General features: G+C 35.8%; 16 protein-coding genes. 6 read left to right on the top strand and 10 right to left on the bottom strand.

The window, feature by feature from the left end:
* Positions 1 to 10: 10 nt before the first annotated feature.
* The 10 genes from BAMA_RS20795 to rpmH form a co-directional block, all read right to left on the bottom strand.
* Positions 11 to 862: a ParB/RepB/Spo0J family partition protein gene (locus BAMA_RS20795; protein WP_200874711.1), complete on the bottom strand. Its 852-nt coding sequence runs from the start codon at positions 860 to 862 to the stop codon at positions 11 to 13.
* Positions 855 to 1,616, bottom strand: a complete 762-nt coding sequence (gene soj, locus BAMA_RS20790; RefSeq protein WP_034643179.1) for a sporulation initiation inhibitor protein Soj — start codon at positions 1,614 to 1,616, stop codon at positions 855 to 857. Before soj ends, BAMA_RS20795 begins: the two co-directional genes overlap by 8 nt.
* Positions 1,617 to 1,906: 290 nt before the next feature.
* Positions 1,907 to 2,767, bottom strand: a complete 861-nt coding sequence (gene noc, locus BAMA_RS20785) for a nucleoid occlusion protein (RefSeq protein WP_034643177.1) — start codon at positions 2,765 to 2,767, stop codon at positions 1,907 to 1,909.
* A gap of 107 nt (positions 2,768 to 2,874) precedes the next feature.
* Entirely contained in the window at positions 2,875 to 3,594 is a 720-nt protein-coding gene (gene rsmG, locus BAMA_RS20780; protein WP_034643174.1) for a 16S rRNA (guanine(527)-N(7))-methyltransferase RsmG, read from the bottom strand.
* A gap of 21 nt (positions 3,595 to 3,615) precedes the next feature.
* Positions 3,616 to 5,505, bottom strand: a complete 1,890-nt coding sequence (mnmG, locus tag BAMA_RS20775; RefSeq protein WP_034643172.1) for a tRNA uridine-5-carboxymethylaminomethyl(34) synthesis enzyme MnmG — start codon at positions 5,503 to 5,505, stop codon at positions 3,616 to 3,618.
* A 19-nt stretch (positions 5,506 to 5,524) separates the two neighbouring features.
* Entirely contained in the window at positions 5,525 to 6,901 is a 1,377-nt protein-coding gene (gene mnmE, locus BAMA_RS20770) for a tRNA uridine-5-carboxymethylaminomethyl(34) synthesis GTPase MnmE (RefSeq protein WP_034643169.1), read from the bottom strand.
* A 347-nt stretch (positions 6,902 to 7,248) separates the two neighbouring features.
* Positions 7,249 to 7,866 carry an RNA-binding cell elongation regulator Jag/EloR gene (gene jag / locus BAMA_RS20765; RefSeq protein ID WP_034643166.1) on the bottom strand — a complete coding sequence of 206 codons (618 nt, stop codon included), beginning with the start codon at positions 7,864 to 7,866 and terminating at the stop codon, positions 7,249 to 7,251.
* Complete coding sequence (gene spoIIIJ, locus BAMA_RS20760; protein ID WP_034643165.1) at positions 7,863 to 8,630, bottom strand: YidC family membrane integrase SpoIIIJ; 768 nt, start codon at positions 8,628 to 8,630, stop codon at positions 7,863 to 7,865. Before spoIIIJ ends, jag begins: the two co-directional genes overlap by 4 nt.
* Positions 8,631 to 8,669: 39 nt before the next feature.
* Entirely contained in the window at positions 8,670 to 9,035 is a 366-nt protein-coding gene (rnpA, locus tag BAMA_RS20755) for a ribonuclease P protein component (RefSeq protein ID WP_034643162.1), read from the bottom strand.
* A gap of 77 nt (positions 9,036 to 9,112) precedes the next feature.
* Complete coding sequence (gene rpmH / locus BAMA_RS20750; protein WP_000831901.1) at positions 9,113 to 9,247, bottom strand: 50S ribosomal protein L34; 135 nt, start codon at positions 9,245 to 9,247, stop codon at positions 9,113 to 9,115.
* Between the two features lie 562 nt (positions 9,248 to 9,809).
* Between rpmH and dnaA the strand changes: the two genes are divergently transcribed.
* From dnaA to gyrA, 6 genes are all read left to right on the top strand, one after another.
* Positions 9,810 to 11,153: a chromosomal replication initiator protein DnaA gene (gene dnaA / locus BAMA_RS20745; RefSeq protein WP_034643159.1), complete on the top strand. Its 1,344-nt coding sequence runs from the start codon at positions 9,810 to 9,812 to the stop codon at positions 11,151 to 11,153.
* A 176-nt stretch (positions 11,154 to 11,329) separates the two neighbouring features.
* Complete coding sequence (gene dnaN / locus BAMA_RS20740) at positions 11,330 to 12,475, top strand: DNA polymerase III subunit beta (protein WP_034643158.1); 1,146 nt, start codon at positions 11,330 to 11,332, stop codon at positions 12,473 to 12,475.
* A 122-nt stretch (positions 12,476 to 12,597) separates the two neighbouring features.
* Positions 12,598 to 12,810: a S4 domain-containing protein YaaA gene (gene yaaA / locus BAMA_RS20735; protein WP_034643155.1), complete on the top strand. Its 213-nt coding sequence runs from the start codon at positions 12,598 to 12,600 to the stop codon at positions 12,808 to 12,810.
* A 12-nt stretch (positions 12,811 to 12,822) separates the two neighbouring features.
* Positions 12,823 to 13,947, top strand: coding sequence for a DNA replication/repair protein RecF (recF, locus tag BAMA_RS20730; protein WP_034643152.1), 1,125 nt, complete (start codon positions 12,823 to 12,825; stop codon positions 13,945 to 13,947).
* Between the two features lie 39 nt (positions 13,948 to 13,986).
* On the top strand, positions 13,987 to 15,909 hold the full coding sequence (gyrB, locus tag BAMA_RS20725) for a DNA topoisomerase (ATP-hydrolyzing) subunit B (RefSeq protein ID WP_034643150.1): 1,923 nt from the start codon (positions 13,987 to 13,989) through the stop codon (positions 15,907 to 15,909).
* Between the two features lie 82 nt (positions 15,910 to 15,991).
* Positions 15,992 to 18,463: a DNA gyrase subunit A gene (gene gyrA, locus BAMA_RS20720; protein ID WP_034643148.1), complete on the top strand. Its 2,472-nt coding sequence runs from the start codon at positions 15,992 to 15,994 to the stop codon at positions 18,461 to 18,463.
* The last annotated feature ends 165 nt before the right edge of the window (positions 18,464 to 18,628 follow it).

Below are 18,628 nucleotides of genomic sequence, written 5' to 3'. Positions count from 1 at the left end.
ATGGTTTGTTTTATTTTTCCCCTGATAATAGCTCTAAAATTCGATTAAAATCGTCTTTATTAAAAAACTCGATTTCAATTTTCCCTTTTTCTTTTTTCGTTTCTTTTATCTTCACACCAGTTCCAAATTTTTCTCTTAAAAACGTTTCTTGTTCCACGAAGAATACATTTCGCTGCGTCTCTTTCTTATTTGTTTCACGTGAAACATTCTCATTCATACTTTGAATCAATTGTTCTAATTGCCGAACGTTTAAACTTTCTTTCTCTATTCGTTTTACTAAGTCTTGTAACTTCGTTTTATCTTTTAAAGCGAGCAACGTTCTACCGTGCCCCATTGAAATTTTTCCATTTGCAATCATTTCTTGTATGAAGGGAGGAAGAGACAGGAGTCGTACATGATTCGCAACATGTGGTCTACTTTTCCCAAGCCGCTTCGCTAATTGCTCTTGTGTCATATTTAATTGTTCCATTAACATTTCGTAAGCTAATGCTTCTTCGATTGGCGTTAAATCTTCGCGTTGTAAATTCTCTAACAACGCAAGTTCCATCATTTGTTGATCATTTAAATTACGCACAACCGCAGGTACTGTTTCTAATTTTGCTTCTTTCGCAGCACGGAATCTTCTTTCACCAGCAACAATTTCATATCCTTTAATACTTTTTCTTACAATGAGAGGCTGTAAAATACCATGTTCTTGAATTGATAATGCTAACTCTTCAATCGCCTCTTTTTGAAATACTTTACGTGGTTGGTATGGATTCGGACGCAATACAGTCACTTTAAGCTCTTGAATTGTTTCTTCTTCTTTTACATCTAAATCAGAAAAGAACGCATTAATACCTCTTCCTAGTGCTTTAGCCACCTGCAATCACTTCCTTCGCTAAATCTATATAGACTTCCGCCCCTCTTGACTTAGCATCATATAACATAATCGGTTTACCATGACTTGGTGCCTCACTTAGACGAACATTACGTGGAATAATAGAACGATATACCTTATCTCGGAAATACTTTTTCACTTCATCTATTACTTGAATCCCTAGGTTTGTACGTGCATCTAACATTGTTAATAATACACCTTGAATCATTAAATCTTTATTTAAATGCTTTTGTACAAGTCGAACAGTATTTAATAATTGACTTAATCCTTCTAATGCGTAGTATTCGCATTGTACAGGAATAATAACTGAATCTGCTGCTGTTAATGCGTTAATGGTTAATAAACCTAAAGATGGGGGACAATCAATAATAATATAATCATATTGATTTCGAATCGGCTGCAATGCTCTTTTCAGGCGAACTTCCCGGGAAATTGTTGGAACAAGTTCAATTTCCGCGCCAGCCAGTTGAATTGTAGCAGGGAGGACGTCTAAATTTTCAGTTGCTGTCTTTTGTATTACTGTACTAACATCAGTGTCCTCTACAAGAACATTGTAAATACAATCATCTAAATCTGATTTCTCAACTCCTACTCCTGTCGTTGCATTTCCTTGTGCATCAATATCAACAAGAAGTACTTTTTTTCCTACTTGCGCCAAACCAGCTCCTAAATTGACAGATGTCGTCGTCTTTCCGACTCCACCCTTTTGGTTAGCAATGGCAATGATTTTCCCCATGATGTCACCTACTTTCAACCTTTCTCTCATATTTCTACAAATCATTACGTTTATTGTAACATGAAACAATCTTCTTTCTTTTACATCTGTTATTAAACTTCAAAATTTATTTAGAAACTCCTTCTTATTTCTAGAAGAAAATATATAACAAAAAGACCTCCATAGTAAGGAGATCTTTTTAGATTAGTAGAAATGATTTTCTTGTTAGATCAACGCCACACATAACAAAAATAGAATTTAATCTTATCAATATGCTAACGTCTATGCTGAACATTAAAAACGAAGCAAAATTATTTCTTTTTTGGTATTTTAATAGTAATTTGGTAATACTCGTCAAATTCTTCCTCTTCAGAGTTTACATTCAAGCCACTATCAGCAACTAATTGTAAAGATTGACGAATTGTATTCATTGCAATTCTCATATCACGACTTACTGCTTTTTGACGTGCTTTTCGCTTTGGCTTTGTTTCCTCTAACAGCTTTGCAACACGGTTTTCCGTTTGTTTTACATTAAATTGATTAGCAATAATTTCTTGTAAAACTTTAATCTGTAGCTCTTCATTCTTTAACGGAATAAGAGCGCGTGCATGGCGCTCTGTAATATGTTTTTCTAAAAGAGCTTGCTTAATTTCTTCTGGTAATTTTAATAGACGTAATTTATTCGCAACTGTCGATTGTCCCTTGCCGAGACGCTGTGCTAATGCCTCTTGCGTTAAATTATGTAGTTCTATTAATTTTTGATAAGCAATCGCTTCTTCAATCGCGGTTAACTCTTCACGTTGTAAATTCTCAATTAAAGCTACCGAAGCCGTCTCTGTATCACTCATATTTTTCACAATAGCAGGAACAGCTTCCCAGCCCAACTTTGTCGCCGCACGGAAACGTCTTTCTCCAGCAATAATTTCATATGTTCCTTCTCCATATGGACGTACAACAATTGGCTGAATTAATCCATGTGTACGAATGGTCAATGCTAACTCTTCAATACGAGCATCATCAAAAATCGTACGCGGTTGATAACGATTTGGAATAATATTTACTAACGGAATTTGCTGAATCTCTTCATGAACTTCCTCATGGCCTTCTTCTTGTAATGCTAATTCGCTTTCTTTATCTCCAAAGCCAAATAAACGAGAAAACGCGTTTCTCATACATATTCCACCACCTTTGGACCCTATTGAATGATCTATATAAAAAACGTTTCATGTGAAACAGCTATATCTTTATTCATATAACTCAATCTTACGTCTAATAAGATTTATTTTTCAATAGGCAATTTATTTGGTGTCCCTGGCTTACGAGGATATTTCTTTGGCGTTTTTCTCTTTTTCTCGATTGTTAAGATGTTACGTTCACTTTCTTCGAACGGTAATTGGAACTTAGCAATCTCTGTTAACTCGCCACCAAGTACTTGCAGTGCATGCTTTCCATTCTCAATTTCCTCATGAGCAGCTGCACCTTTCATCGCGATAAATGTTCCACCTACTTTCACAAGCGGTAAACATAGTTCACTTAAAACAGAAAGACGAGCAACTGCACGTGCCATTACAATATCAAATGATTCACGAACACCTTCTTTTTTCCCAAATGTTTCAGCGCGGTCGTGACAAAATGCAACATCTTTTAATTCTAGCTGCGTTGCTAGATGGTTTAAAAATGTGATGCGCTTTTGTAAAGAGTCAACGATTGTAACTTTTAAGTGCGGGAAGCAAATTTTAAGCGGAATGCTCGGGAAACCTGCGCCAGCCCCAACATCACAAATTGAAAATGGCTTTGAAAAATCATGATGAAGCGCAGCTGTAACAGAATCAAAGAAGTGTTTTAAATATACTTCTTCCTTCTCTGTGATTGCTGTTAAATTCATTTTTTCATTCCACTCAACTAATGTGTGGAAGTATATATCAAATTGCTCTAACTGGCGCTCTGAAAGGGAAATACCTCTTTCAGCCAGCATAGATTGAAATTGTTCAACATTCATCTTGCCATATCTCCTAACTATTTATTTGTTCGATACTCGCGCAATTTTTCCTTGTTCTAAATACACAAGTAAGATGGAAATATCAGCTGGATTTACTCCAGAAATACGTGATGCTTGACCCATAGATAACGGACGTACATCTTTTAATTTTTGGCGAGCTTCCGAAGCTAATCCTGAAATTGCATCATAGTCAATATTAACTGGAATCTTTTTATTCTCCATACGCTTCATACGATCAACTTGTTGTAAGGATTTTTCAATATATCCTTCATATTTCGTTTGGATTTCAACTTGTTCTGCTACGTCATCGTTAATTTCTACTTCACTTGGTACAAGTGTACGAATATGTTCATACGTCATCTCTGGACGACGTAGTAATTCATTCGCACGTATACCATCTTTCAGTTCGCTTCCACCTACACTACGAATCAACTCTTGCACTTCAGGGCGAGGTTTAATAATAATACTTGCTAAACGCTCTTTCTCCGCTTCGATTTCCGCTTTCTTCGTTGTGAAACGTTCATAGCGCTCTTCTGTAATCAATCCAATCTCATGACCAATATGCGTTAAGCGTAAATCAGCATTATCATGACGAAGTAATAAGCGATATTCAGCACGAGATGTTAATAAACGATATGGTTCACTCGTTCCCTTTGTAACTAAATCATCAATTAAAACACCGATATACGCATCAGAACGATCTAAAATAACTTCTTTCTTTCCTAAAGAGCGGCATGCTGCATTAATACCAGCCATTAGTCCTTGACCTGCTGCTTCTTCATAGCCAGAAGTACCATTAATCTGACCTGCTGTATATAAGTTTGTAATCTTTTTCGTTTCTAACGTTGGCCACAGCTGAGTCGGCACAATTGCATCATATTCAATTGCATAACCTGTGCGCATCATCTCTACATTTTCTAGTCCCGGAATTGTTCGTAACATATCACGCTGCACATCTTCCGGTAAACTTGTAGATAAGCCTTGCACGTATACTTCTTGTGTATTGCGTCCTTCTGGCTCTAAGAAGATTTGGTGGCGCGGCTTATCATTAAAGCGTACAACTTTATCTTCAATAGACGGACAGTAACGAGGTCCTGTTCCTTTAATCATTCCAGAATACATAGCAGATCGATGAAGATTTCCATCAATTAAACGATGTGTTTCTTCACTTGTATATGTTAACCAGCATGGAATTTGGTCCATAATGAATTTTGTCGTTTCAAACGAAAATGCTCGAGGTACATCATCACCTGGCTGAATTTCTGTTTTACTGTAATCAATCGTATTACTGTTTACACGAGGAGGAGTTCCTGTTTTAAAACGAACTAGTTCAAGCCCTAGCTCTTCTAGATGTTCTGATAATTTAACAGAAGGCTGCTGATTGTTTGGACCACTAGAATATTTTAAATCTCCAACGATAATTTCACCACGTAAAAACGTTCCAGTTGTAATAACGACTGTTTTTGCTTTATATTCTCCGCCTGTTTGTGTCACAACACCAGTACATATGCCATCTTCTATGATTAAGTGTTCTACCATACCTTGGCATAATGTTAAATTTGGTGTTTCTTCAATTGTCTTTTTCAGCTCATGCTGATACGAAAATTTATCTGCTTGCGCACGTAATGCTCGTACCGCTGGGCCTTTTCCCGTATTTAACATACGCATTTGAATATGCGTTTTATCAATGTTTCGACCCATTTCGCCACCAAGTGCATCAATTTCACGAACAACAATTCCTTTTGCAGGTCCACCAACGGACGGGTTACATGGCATAAAAGCAACCATATCTAAGTTGATTGTTAACATTAATGTTTTTGCTCCCATACGAGCTGCAGCAAGACCAGCTTCACAGCCTGCATGACCTGCACCGATGACAATTACATCATAAGAACCGGCATTATATCCCATTCTTTCTTCCTCCTTACTACTATTTTCCTAAGCAAAATTGAGAGAATAACTGATCGATTAAACTTTCATGTACAGTGTCCCCTGTAATCTCACCAAGTATTTCCCACGTTCTTGTTAAATCAATTTGTACCATATCAATTGGTACGCCATTATAAATAGCTTCAATTGCGTCTCCAATTGTTTTTTCTGCTTGCGTTAATAAACCGATGTGACGCGCATTTGATACGTATGTCATATCTGCCGATTCAATTGCACCTTCAAAGAACAGCTCAGCAATAGCCTTTTCCAGTTCATCTACACCTTTTTCTTCAATAAGTGAAGTAGTAATAATACGAGCTCCACCAGCTAATTGCGTAATACGTTCCATATCAATTTGCTGCGCTAAATCTGTTTTATTTACAATGACAATAAAGTCTTTTCCTTGCACAGCATGGAATAATTCTTCATCTTCAGCCGTTAAACCTTCACTATAATTGACAACAAGCAATACTAAATCTGCCTGATTCATCATCTCTTTTGAACGTTCCACACCAATTTGTTCAACAATATCTTCTGTTTCGCGAATACCAGCTGTATCAATTAAACGAAGCGGTACTCCCCGCACATTCACATACTCTTCAATTACATCTCGAGTCGTTCCTGCTATGTCAGTTACAATTGCTTTCTTTTCTTGAACAAGACTGTTCAATAAAGAAGATTTTCCGACATTTGGTCTTCCAATAATCGCTGTTGCAATACCTTCACGCAAAATTTTCCCTTGCTTTGATGTTTCTAGCAACTTTTTAATTTCGCCTCGAACGTGCGTTGCTTTCTCAATTAAAATATTGTGTGTCATTTCCTCTACATCATCGTATTCTGGATAATCAATATTTACCTCTACATGAGCTAACGTTTCTAAAATTTCCTGACGTAAACGACCAATTAAATTAGATAGGCGTCCTTCCATTTGATTAATCGCAACATTCATAGCACGGTCTGTCTTTGCACGAATTAAATCCATTACTGCTTCTGCTTGAGATAAATCAATACGACCGTTTAAAAACGCACGTTTTGTAAATTCGCCCGGTTCTGCTAAACGAACCCCTTCTGCTAAAATGAGTTGTAAAACTTTATTTACAGAAACAAGTCCACCGTGACAATTTACTTCTACAATATCCTCACGTGTAAAAGTCTTCGGTGCTCGCATAATCGAAACCATAACTTCTTCAATTACTCTATCTTGATCTAGATCAACAATGTGACCGTAATGAATTGTGTGAGAATCCACTTTCGTTAAGTCTTTTCCTTTAAAAATACGATTGACTTTCTCAATCGCATCATCTCCACTTACTCGAACAATGGCAATTGCTCCTTCTCCAAGGGCTGTGGATATCGCGGCAATTGTATCAAATTCCATGTTCTTTCACCTCACTTATTTCTTTCTTTCTATACTCAACATAATTTTTTGTTTCACTAAATTATTAGGATACCATAAGGAACCTGTATGCAAAAGAAGAATAACTCATTTTATTATGTCCGTGTGCAAAACGAGCTAAACTTATTCACTGTGGATAAGTTTAGCTCGTTTTACTTATCCACACTCATTCTTTTTAATTTATCCATCTACAAGAAATACAAAAAAGTTTTATAAGAAAAATATCTTCGAAAAGGAAAAAATTACATGTTATTTACTCATTAAAAAAACCGGCTCTCCAATGAGTAACCGGTTTTTTACCAATCCAATAGCACAAACACTCTATCTTCTTATTTAGGTGACACCACAACATGACGATGCGGTTCTTTCCCTTCAGATGTTGTAATAACATACGGATGATTAGATAACGCTTGGTGAATAATTTTTCTTTCAAAAGAAGGCATTGGCTCTAATACGGCACGCTTTTGTACAGCCGTTACTTGCTTTGCTAGTCGCTGTGCAAGCCCTTCCAACGTATCTTTTCTCTTATTACGATAATCTCCTGCATCTACAGTCACATTAATATATTGTTTCGTACTGCGATTCGCAACAAGATTTGTTAAATTTTGCAAAGAGTTTAAATTAATTCCTCTTTTTCCAATTAAAACACCAACATCTTTTCCAGAAAAGGAAAAGAGAATCTCTCGTCCTTTCACTTTCCTTTCAAGATCGACATCTATTCCCATCTCTCGTACAATATTTCTCAAGTAGCGTTCAGACTCTTCAACTGGATTTTTCTTTATCATAACTTCAACGATAGCAGGTCGTTTCCCGAAAATACCAAGAAATCCTCTTTTTCCCTCATCGATGATTTGAATTTCAACCTTATCTTTTGAAACATTCAATTGTTTTAACGCTTCGCCTACTGCTTCCTCGACATTTTGCCCTTTAGCAGTAACGATACTCACTTTTTCGATCCTCCAGCGCTATTTGCTCTAATTTCTGGACCTTTAATAAAGTACATTTGAGCGATACCAAATATATTACCAACTACCCAGTAAAGCGATAATGCAGCTGGGAAGTTAATCGCAAAGATTAAAATCATAATTGGCATAAGCCATAACATCATTGCCATTTGCGGATTTTGGTTTGCAGTTCCCGCCATTGCAAGCTTCTGCTGAATAAATGTTGTAATTGCCGCAATAATTGGTAATACGTAAATTGGATCAGGTTGTCCTAAATCAAACCATAAGAAAGTATGTTGACTAATTTCTGTCGTTCTCATAATTGCATGGTAAAACGCAAATAAGATTGGCATTTGAATAAAGATTGGTAAACAACCCGCAACTGGATTTACACCATGTTTTTGATACATCTGCATCATTTCTTGTTGTAACTTTTGCTGTGTTGCCTGATCTTTAGAGCTATACTTTTCTTTTAATTTTACCATTTCAGGTTGCAATGCTTGCATTGCTTTTGTACTCTTCGTTTGTTTAATCATTAAAGGTAATAACGCAAAACGAATAATCAAAGTTGTAATAACAATTGCCAATCCATAGTTCTCATTAAATAAATCTGCAAAATACGTGATTAACCAGGAAAGTGGATAGACGAAATATTCATTCCAAAAACCTGTACTTTCCGATGTAATCGGCTTATCTAAATCACCACAACCAGCAGTAATCATCATAAGAGCAATTACCATGGTTAGTAAGCCTATCTTTTTCTTCACAGCCTACTCCTCCTTGTTTCGGTATGTATATAGTGTAATTCATTTCCCTTTCGCTGCGCTACCTTTTGTTACTTTAATCCCAGAGCGATTTAAGACATGAACTAAACTTTTTTTTAATTCTTCATAAGTCATATCTGTACAAGGTTTTCTTGCGATTATCACAAGATCTTTCCCAACATCTATTTCATCTTTTAATTCTAAGAATGCTTGACGAACCATGCGCTTAATTCGATTTCGCATTACAGCGTTTCCTATTTTCTTACTCACGGAAAGACCAATTCGAAAGTATGGCTGTTGCTTTTTCTCCAGCTGATACACAACAAATTGACGATTTGCACTTGATTTTCCATTTTGAAAAACAGCCTGGAATTCATCATTCTTCTTTATACGATTTCTTTTCTTCATATCAATTGAACACTCCTGTATTTCATCAGCGGAAAATTCATCATTACTAGAAAAAAGACCACTGAACGATCAGTGGCCTACGCAGATAATACTTTTCTTCCTTTACGACGACGAGCTGCTAAAACTTTACGTCCGTTTGCAGTGCTCATACGGCTACGGAAACCATGTACTTTGCTGCGCTTACGTTTATTTGGTTGATAAGTTCTCTTCATATATGACACCTCCCTGAGGAATAACTGTTAAAGACAGTCCTATAAATTATAGTTAATTTTCTAGGAAAATGTCAATGGTTCTCCAAATTTTCATCAAATATTCATTTTCCAAATCTATTCACAGCTTTTTTCACAATCATTTTCAAACCTGTGGATAAAAAATTTGGCCACATTTTTATATCCACAAATCTTTTTTTTACTTTTACACAGTATATCGTATTGTGGACAAGTTTATTCCACAAGTTATTGATTTTGTGGATAACTTTCGTAAAGTCATTGCTATACCTGTCTTTTTTTGATATTATAGTTGTGTTTTCACTTTGAATAAGTTTTTGTCATTTATTTTTTATCCACAGTTTGTGAATAACTTGTGGACATGTTTTGTAACATGTGAATAATTAGTTACCCACAACTGTGTATTTTATTAAAAATCTTACTTCATAATTTAAGCTGCCTTTTTATTTTTAAAAGTCATTCGAATAAATATACAATGTTATTTTTGGTTTTTTATAAATGTTATACCGTATATTTTTTACTACTTTAAGTAAGGGGGGGAACACTCTTGGAGAATATCTCAGATTTATGGAATAGTGCTTTATCCGAATTAGAAAAGAAAGTTAGCAAACCTAGCTACGAAACGTGGTTAAAATCAACAAAAGCACATACCTTAAAAAAGGATGTATTAACAATTACAGCTCCAAATGAATTTGCTCGTGATTGGCTAGAATCTCATTATTCTGAACTAATTGCCGAAACGTTAGAGCATTTAACAGGTGCTGAATTGAACATTCGTTTCATCATTCCACAAAGTCAAACAGAAGAAGAGATTGACCTACCTCGACTTCCTAAGGGACCTGCAGCCAATGATGATCCACATCCATTTTCACAAAGTATGTTAAATCCAAAATATACTTTTGATACATTCGTTATTGGATCTGGTAATCGTTTTGCACATGCTGCTTCTTTAGCTGTTGCAGAAGCACCGGCTAAAGCGTACAACCCATTATTCATTTACGGGGGCGTGGGATTAGGAAAAACACACTTAATGCACGCAATTGGTCACTATGTAATCGAGCATAATCCAAATGCGAAAGTTGTGTATTTATCTTCTGAAAAGTTTACAAATGAGTTTATTAACTCTATTCGAGACAATAAAGCTGTTGATTTCCGAAATAAATATCGCAATGTAGATGTATTACTTATAGATGATATTCAATTTCTTGCTGGAAAAGAACAAACACAAGAGGAATTCTTCCATACGTTTAATGCGTTACATGAAGAAAGTAAACAAATCGTAATTTCTAGTGACCGTCCACCTAAAGAAATCCCTACTTTAGAAGATCGTTTACGCTCAAGATTTGAATGGGGACTTATTACAGATATTACGCCACCAGATTTAGAAACAAGAATTGCAATTTTACGTAAAAAAGCAAAAGCGGATGGACTTGATATTCCAAATGAAGTCATGCTTTATATTGCGAATCAAATTGATTCTAACATTCGTGAATTAGAAGGGGCGCTTATTCGTGTAGTTGCCTATTCTTCGTTAATCAATAAAGATATAAATGCTGATTTAGCTGCCGAAGCATTAAAAGACATTATTCCAAATTCTAAACCAAAAATTATCTCGATTTATGATATTCAAAAGGCTGTAGGAGATGTTTTCCAAATAAAATTGGACGACTTTAAAGCGAAAAAGCGTACAAAATCTGTTGCATTCCCGAGACAAATTGCAATGTATTTGTCCCGTGAGCTAACAGACTCCTCCTTGCCAAAAATCGGAGAAGAATTCGGTGGGCGCGATCATACAACGGTCATTCATGCGCATGAAAAAATTTCGAAACTATTAAAAACCGACACACAGTTACAAAAACAACTTGAGGAAATTCACGATATTTTAAAGTAATAGTCGAATAATGTGAATAACTTCCCTTTATTTACACACAGTCTATCCACATGTAGATAGACTGTTTTTCCGCATTTAAACGGGGTTATCCACATATCCACAAGACCTATTACTATTACTACTATTTTTTATTATTATTAATTAAATAAAATCTTATATTGACGGAGGTTCTCTTTATGCATTTTTCAATACAAAAAGATTATCTTGTACGCAGTGTTCAAGATGTTATGAAAGCTGTATCCTCACGTACAACAATTCCAATTTTAACTGGGATTAAGATCGTAGCAACAGAAGAAGGTGTTACGTTAACAGGAAGTGATGCAGATATCTCAATTGAATCATTCATTCCAACTGAGGAAAATGGAAAAGAAATTGTAGAAATATCACAATACGGTAGTATTATTTTACAAGCAAAATATTTTAGTGAGATTGTAAAAAAATTGCCGAAAGAAACTGTTGAGATTTCTATCGAAAATAATTTTATGACAAAAATAAAATCTGGGAAATCAGAGTTTAATTTAAATGGATTAGATGCATCTGAATATCCTTTATTACCACAGATTGAAGAACATCATGTATTTCAAATCCCAACAGACTTATTGAAACATATGATTCGACAAACTGTGTTTGCTGTTTCAACATCAGAAACAAGACCAATCTTGACAGGTGTAAACTGGAAGGTATATAACAGCGAGCTAACATGTATTGCAACAGATAGTCACCGCTTAGCATTAAGAAAAGCGAAGTTGGAAAGCAAAAATATTTCAAATGAGTTTCAAGCTAGTGTTGTAATTCCAGGGAAAAGTTTAAATGAATTAAGTAAAATTCTTGATGAGTCAGAAGAAATGGTAGATATCGTTATTACGGAACAGCAAGTATTGTTCCGTACAAAACATTTATTATTCTTCTCAAGATTATTAGAAGGGAATTACCCTGATACAACAAGATTAATTCCTGCTGAAAGTAAAACTGATATTTTTGTAAATACAAAAGAGTTTTTACAAGCGATTGATCGTGCCTCTTTATTAGCAAGAGACGGACGTAACAATGTTGTAAAATTATCTACTCTTGATGGAGAAATGTTAGAGATTTCTTCAAACTCTCCTGAAATCGGAAAAGTTGTAGAAGAAGTTCAATGTGAAAAAATTGAAGGAGAAGAATTGAAAATATCATTTAGTGCAAAATATGTAATGGATGCATTAAAAGCATTAGATAGTACTGAAATTAAGGTTAGCTTTACGGGTGCAATGAGACCGTTTTTAATTCGTACAGTCAATGATGATTCAATTATTCAGCTTATTTTACCAGTACGTACGTATTAAAATTTCAAAGGCTACTAGTTATACAAGGACTAGTAGCCTTTGTTAGTTGCATTTACTTTCCTAATGCTTGTTTATTTAGTACAATGAAAGAATGAACACTTTTAGAAAGTGAGCGATTTTTTATGGAAAAGATTCAAATTTCGACAGAATATATTACATTAGGACAATTTTTAAAACTTTGCGGTGTATTAGACACAGGCGGAGCTGTGAAATGGTTCTTACAAGAGTATGAGGTTTATGTAAATAAAGAGCTTGAAAATAGACGAGGAAAGAAATTATACGCAAATGATATCGTTGAAATTCCGGGTATCGGAACATTTCAAGTTCAAGCATAAAGGGGGAGCCCTTTGTATATTAAAGAGTTACAATTACAAAACTATCGCAACTATGAAAAGCTAGCACTTTCTTTTGAAGATAATGTCAATGTCATTATCGGTGAAAATGCACAAGGTAAAACGAATTTGATGGAAGCGATTTATGTACTCGCAATGGCAAAATCTCATCGGACTTCTAATGATCGTGAACTCATACGATGGGACGAAGAATATGGTAAAATAAAAGGGCGAGTACAAAAGAGAAGTAATTCTATGTCTTTAGAATTAAATATTTCTAAAAAGGGGAAAAAAGCAAAGTTAAATGAACTTGAACAACAAAAGCTAAGTCAATACATTGGCGAAATGAATGTTGTAATGTTTGCTCCTGAAGATTTAAATCTTGTAAAAGGGAGTCCCCAAGTGAGAAGAAGATTTTTAGATATGGAACTTGGTCAAATTGCACCAGTTTACCTTTATGAATTAAGTCAATATCAAAAAGTGCTCACGCAGCGAAATCATTTGTTAAAGAAAATGCAAGGCAATGCAAGTGAAGAAGCAATGTTAGATGTTTTTACTCTTCAACTTATTGAACATGGTGTGAAAATTTTACAAAAACGCTTTGAATTTTTGAAATTACTCCAAGAATGGGCAGCTCCTATTCATAGAGGAATTAGCAGAGGGTTAGAAGAGCTTGAAATTGTGTATAAGCCAAGCCTAGATGTATCAGAATCCATGGATTTGACGAAAATAAAAGAAGTATACTATGAAAGTTTCCAATCAGTGAAACAGCGTGAAGTTTTCCGTGGTACTACATTAATTGGACCTCATCGTGATGATTTACAATTCTTCGTTAACGGTAAAAACGTTCAAGTCTTTGGTTCACAAGGACAACAACGAACGACCGCACTTTCCCTAAAGTTAGCTGAAATTGAATTGATTTATTCAGAAGTTAACGAATATCCAATCCTTTTATTAGATGATGTGTTATCAGAATTAGATGATTATCGTCAGTCTCATCTTCTGGGCACGATCCAAGGAAAAGTGCAAACGTTTGTAACAACGACAAGTGTTGATGGGATTGAACATGATACATTAAAGCAAGCAAAGACAATTCATGTCACGAGCGGCACGGTGGATTGTGAAATAGACGGAAAATAGTTTCTGTCTTAAATGGAAAAGTAGGTGATCTTTGTGTCAATGGAACAAAAGCAAATGCAAGAGAATGCATATGATGAAAGTCAGATACAAGTATTAGAAGGACTAGAGGCTGTTCGAAAACGACCAGGGATGTACATTGGTTCAACGAGCGGAAAAGGTCTTCATCATCTTGTATGGGAGATTGTCGATAACAGTATTGATGAAGCGTTAGCTGGATACTGTAATGAGATTAATGTCTCCATCGAAGAAGATAATAGCATTGTCGTACAAGATAACGGGCGTGGTATTCCAGTTGGTATTCATGAAAAGATGGGGCGCCCTGCAGTAGAAGTTATTATGACTGTTCTTCACGCTGGTGGTAAGTTTGGCGGTGGAGGTTACAAAGTATCTGGTGGTTTGCACGGTGTTGGTGCTTCCGTCGTGAATGCTCTATCAACAGAATTAGAAGTGTTTGTTCATCGTGAAGGGAAAATTCATTATCAGAAGTATGAGCGTGGCGTACCGACTGCCGATTTAAAAGTAATCGGAGAAACAGATCGTACCGGGACGATTACGCGCTTTAAGCCAGATCCAGAAATTTTCCGTGAAACGACAGAATATGAATTTGATATATTGGCAACTCGTGTAAGAGAATTAGCTTTTTTAAATCGTGGTATCAAGCTAACAATTGAAGATAAACGTGAAAATAAACAAAAGAAAGAATTCCACTATGAAGGCGGAATTAAGTCGTACGTAGAACATTTAAATCGTTCTAAAGAACCAATCCATGAAGAACCTGTATATGTAGAAGGAGCTAAGGACGGTATACAAGTAGAGGTCTCTCTCCAATACAACGAGGGTTATACAAATAATATATTCTCATTTACAAATAACATTCATACGTATGAAGGTGGTACGCATGAGGTTGGTTTTAAAACAGCGTTAACACGTGTTATTAATGATTATGGTCGGAAGAATAACATTTTAAAAGACGCTGATAGCAACTTGACAGGTGAGGATGTTCGAGAAGGATTAACGGCAATTGTTTCTATTAAGCATCCAAATCCTCAATTCGAAGGACAAACAAAGACAAAGCTCGGAAATAGTGAAGCAAGAACTATTACTGAATCTGTTTTCTCAGAAGCCTTTGAAAAGTTTTTACTTGAGAATCCAAATGTGGCTCGTAAAATTGTAGAAAAGGGAACGATGGCAGCTAGAGCACGTGTGGCAGCGAAGAAAGCACGTGAATTAACACGCCGTAAAAGTGCATTAGAAGTATCGAGCTTACCAGGAAAACTTGCGGATTGTTCCTCAAAAGACCCTGCAATTAGTGAAATCTACATCGTAGAGGGTGACTCAGCAGGTGGTTCTGCAAAGCAAGGTCGTGATCGACATTTCCAAGCAATTTTACCGCTAAAAGGTAAAATTATTAATGTGGAAAAGGCACGCTTAGATAAAATTTTATCTAATGATGAAGTGCGTACAATTATTACAGCAATTGGTACGGGAATCGGTGGCGATTTTGATATAGAAAAAGCACGTTATCATAAGATCATTATTATGACAGATGCCGATGTTGATGGCGCACACATTCGTACCCTATTGTTAACGTTCTTCTATCGTTATATGCGTCAGATTATTGAATCTGGCTATATATATATTGCTCAACCGCCTTTATTTAAAGTACAACAAGGTAAAAAAATTGTGTATGCTTACAATGATAGAGAGCTTGAAAGTATTTTAGCAGAACTTCCAGCTCAGCCAAAACCGGGTATTCAGCGTTATAAAGGTCTCGGAGAAATGAATCCAACACAATTATGGGAAACGACAATGGATCCAGAAGTTCGTTCACTTCTTCAAGTTTCATTGCAAGATGCAATCGAAGCGGACGAGACATTTGAAATCTTAATGGGTGATAAAGTGGAACCTCGTCGTAACTTTATTCAAGAAAATGCAAAATACGTGAAAAACCTTGATATTTAAGCAATGACAGGAATCTTAGTATTCCTGTCTTCTATGTATAAATAAAATTTTTTATAGTAAATGTAAGAGGAGGTGCTGGTTGATGTCAGACAACCAACAACAGGCGCGAATTAAAGAGATTAATATTAGCCAAGAAATGCGTACTTCTTTTTTAGATTATGCGATGAGCGTTATTGTATCTCGTGCGTTACCAGATGTTCGTGATGGATTAAAGCCTGTGCATAGAAGGGTTTTATATGCAATGAATGACCTAGGTATAACTGCTGATAAAGCATATAAGAAATCAGCTCGTATTGTCGGTGAAGTAATCGGTAAGTACCATCCGCATGGTGATTCAGCTGTATATGAAACGATGGTACGTATGGCACAAGACTTTAGTCAGCGTTATATGTTAGTAGATGGTCATGGGAACTTTGGATCTATAGATGGCGATTCCGCAGCCGCGATGCGTTATACAGAGGCAAGAATGTCTAAAATCTCTATGGAATTGTTGCGTGATATTACAAAGAATACGATTGACTACCAAGATAACTATGACGGTTCTGAAAGAGAACCAATCGTTTTACCGGCACGTTTCCCAAACTTATTAGTAAATGGTACGACAGGTATTGCGGTTGGTATGGCAACGAATATTCCTCCGCATCAACTTGGGGAAGTTATCGATGGTGTCCTAGCGTTAAGTAGTAACCCGGATATTACGATTGCAGAACTGATGGAGCATATTCCGGGCCCAGATTTCCCTACTGCAGGTCAAATTCTTGGTAGAAGTGGAATTCGAAGAGCTTATGAAACAGGACGAGGCACGATTATCCTTCGTGCAAAAGTTGAAATTGAAGAGAAATCAAATGGCAAACAAGCGATTATTGTAACAGAGCTTCCATATCAAGTAAATAAAGCGAAGTTGATTGAGAAAATCGCAGAACTTGTTCGTGATAAAAAAATAGATGGTATTACTGATTTACGTGATGAATCAGATCGAAATGGTATGCGTATCGTTATGGAAATTCGACGTGATGCGAATGCAAATGTATTATTAAATAATTTGTATAAACATACTGCTCTTCAAACGAGTTTTGGTATTAACATGCTTTCACTTGTAAATGGTGAACCACAAGTTTTAAATTTAAAGCAATGTCTATATTACTACTTAGAGCACCAAAAAGTTGTAATTCGTAGACGTACTGCATATGAATTAGAAAAAGCAGAAGCTCGTGCACATATTTTAGAAGGGTTACGTATTGCACTTGATCATCTTGACGAAGTAATTAGTTTAATTCGTAGTTCAAAAACTGCTGATATTGCAAAGCAAGGATTAGTAGAACGTTTTGGTTTAAGTGAAAAGCAAGCACAAGCTATTTTAGATATGCGTTTGCAACGTTTAACAGGTTTAGAACGTGAAAAAATTGAACAAGAGTATAAAGAATTACTAGAATTAATTGCAGAGTTAAAATCAATTTTAGCTGACGAAGAAAAAGTTCTTGAGATTATTCGTGAAGAATTAACGGAAGTAAAAGAACGATTCAATGATATAAGAAGAACAGAAATTACAGTTGGTGGCGTCGAATCAATTGAAGATGAAGACTTAATCCCTGAACAAAATATTGTTATTACATTAACGCATAACGGTTATGTGAAGCGTCTTCCTGCTTCTACTTATAAAACGCAGAACCGAGGCGGACGTGGTGTACAAGGGATGGGCACAAATGATGATGACTTTGTAGAACATTTACTAACGACTTCGACGCATGATCATATTCTATTCTTTACAAATAAAGGGAAAGTATATCGTACAAAAGGGTATGAAATTCCTGAATATAGTCGTACAGCAAAAGGGATACCAATTATCAACTTGCTAGAAGTAGACAAAGGTGAGTGGGTAAATGCAATCATTCCAATTCGTGAGTTTGGAGATGATCAGTTCTTATTCTTTACAACAAAACATGGTATTGCAAAAAGAACACCACTTTCATCTTTCGCAAACATTCGTAACAATGGATTGATTGCAATTTCTCTTCGTGAGGAAGATGAATTAATTTCTGTGCGTTTAACGACAGGGGATAAGGATATGATTGTTGGAACAAGCAATGGAATGCTTATTCGTTTCCATGAAGAAGATGTTCGCTCTATGGGTCGTAACGCAGCGGGAGTAAAAGCAATTACATTGGGCAATGATGACCAAGTTGTTGGAATGGAGATTGTAGAAGAAAATATGGATGTCTTAATCGTGACGAAAAATGGTTATGGTAAGCGTACGGCGATAGAAGAGTATCGTTTACAAAGCCGTGGAGGTAAAGGGCTTAAGACATGTAATATTACAGATAAGAATGGTAAGTTAATTGCAGTTAAGACAGTTTACGGTGAAGAAGATATTATGTTAATAACAGCAGCTGGTGTGCTGATTCGTATGCCTGTAGATCAAATTTCTCAAATGGGACGTAATACACAAGGTGTTCGTTTAATTCGTTTAGAAGATGATCAAGAAGTTGCGACAGTAGCGAAAGCACAAAAAGAAGATGAAGTTGAAAGTGAACTGCAAGAAGGTGATGAAGAATAAGGGGGGATAATTCCTCCTTATTTTTTTTGTAAATAACTCTTGCATGTAGGTTTTAAAGTATGTATAATGAGTCAAGTCAGCAAGTGAGACAAACAATAAATGTTTTTAAAAAATGTTGACTAGCATTCAAAGGAATGTTATATTAGAAAAGTCGCTGAAACGCGA

This window comes from Bacillus manliponensis (assembly GCF_000712595.1).
GTDB lineage: Bacteria > Bacillota > Bacilli > Bacillales > Bacillaceae_G > Bacillus_A > Bacillus_A manliponensis.
The sequence above is the reverse complement of the archived record's forward strand: the minus strand, read 5'-3'. Positions and strand labels throughout refer to the sequence as shown.

What these genes read in the sequence shown, in the direction of transcription:
- soj (WP_034643179.1), bottom strand. Translation starts at nt 1,616, where the DNA reads ATGGGGAAAATCATTGCCATTGCTAACCAAAAGGGTGGAGTCGGAAAG.
- noc (WP_034643177.1), bottom strand. Translation starts at nt 2,767, where the DNA reads ATGAGAAACGCGTTTTCTCGTTTATTTGGCTTTGGAGATAAAGAAAGC.
- rsmG (WP_034643174.1), bottom strand. Translation starts at nt 3,594, where the DNA reads ATGAATGTTGAACAATTTCAATCTATGCTGGCTGAAAGAGGTATTTCC.
- mnmG (WP_034643172.1), bottom strand. Translation starts at nt 5,505, where the DNA reads ATGGGATATAATGCCGGTTCTTATGATGTAATTGTCATCGGTGCAGGT.
- mnmE (WP_034643169.1), bottom strand. Translation starts at nt 6,901, where the DNA reads ATGGAATTTGATACAATTGCCGCGATATCCACAGCCCTTGGAGAAGGA.
- rnpA (WP_034643162.1), bottom strand. Translation starts at nt 9,035, where the DNA reads ATGAAGAAAAGAAATCGTATAAAGAAGAATGATGAATTCCAGGCTGTT.
- rpmH (WP_000831901.1), bottom strand. Translation starts at nt 9,247, where the DNA reads ATGAAGAGAACTTATCAACCAAATAAACGTAAGCGCAGCAAAGTACAT.
- dnaN (WP_034643158.1), top strand. Translation starts at nt 11,330, where the DNA reads ATGCATTTTTCAATACAAAAAGATTATCTTGTACGCAGTGTTCAAGAT.
- yaaA (WP_034643155.1), top strand. Translation starts at nt 12,598, where the DNA reads ATGGAAAAGATTCAAATTTCGACAGAATATATTACATTAGGACAATTT.
- gyrB (WP_034643150.1), top strand. Translation starts at nt 13,987, where the DNA reads ATGGAACAAAAGCAAATGCAAGAGAATGCATATGATGAAAGTCAGATA.
- gyrA (WP_034643148.1), top strand. Translation starts at nt 15,992, where the DNA reads ATGTCAGACAACCAACAACAGGCGCGAATTAAAGAGATTAATATTAGC.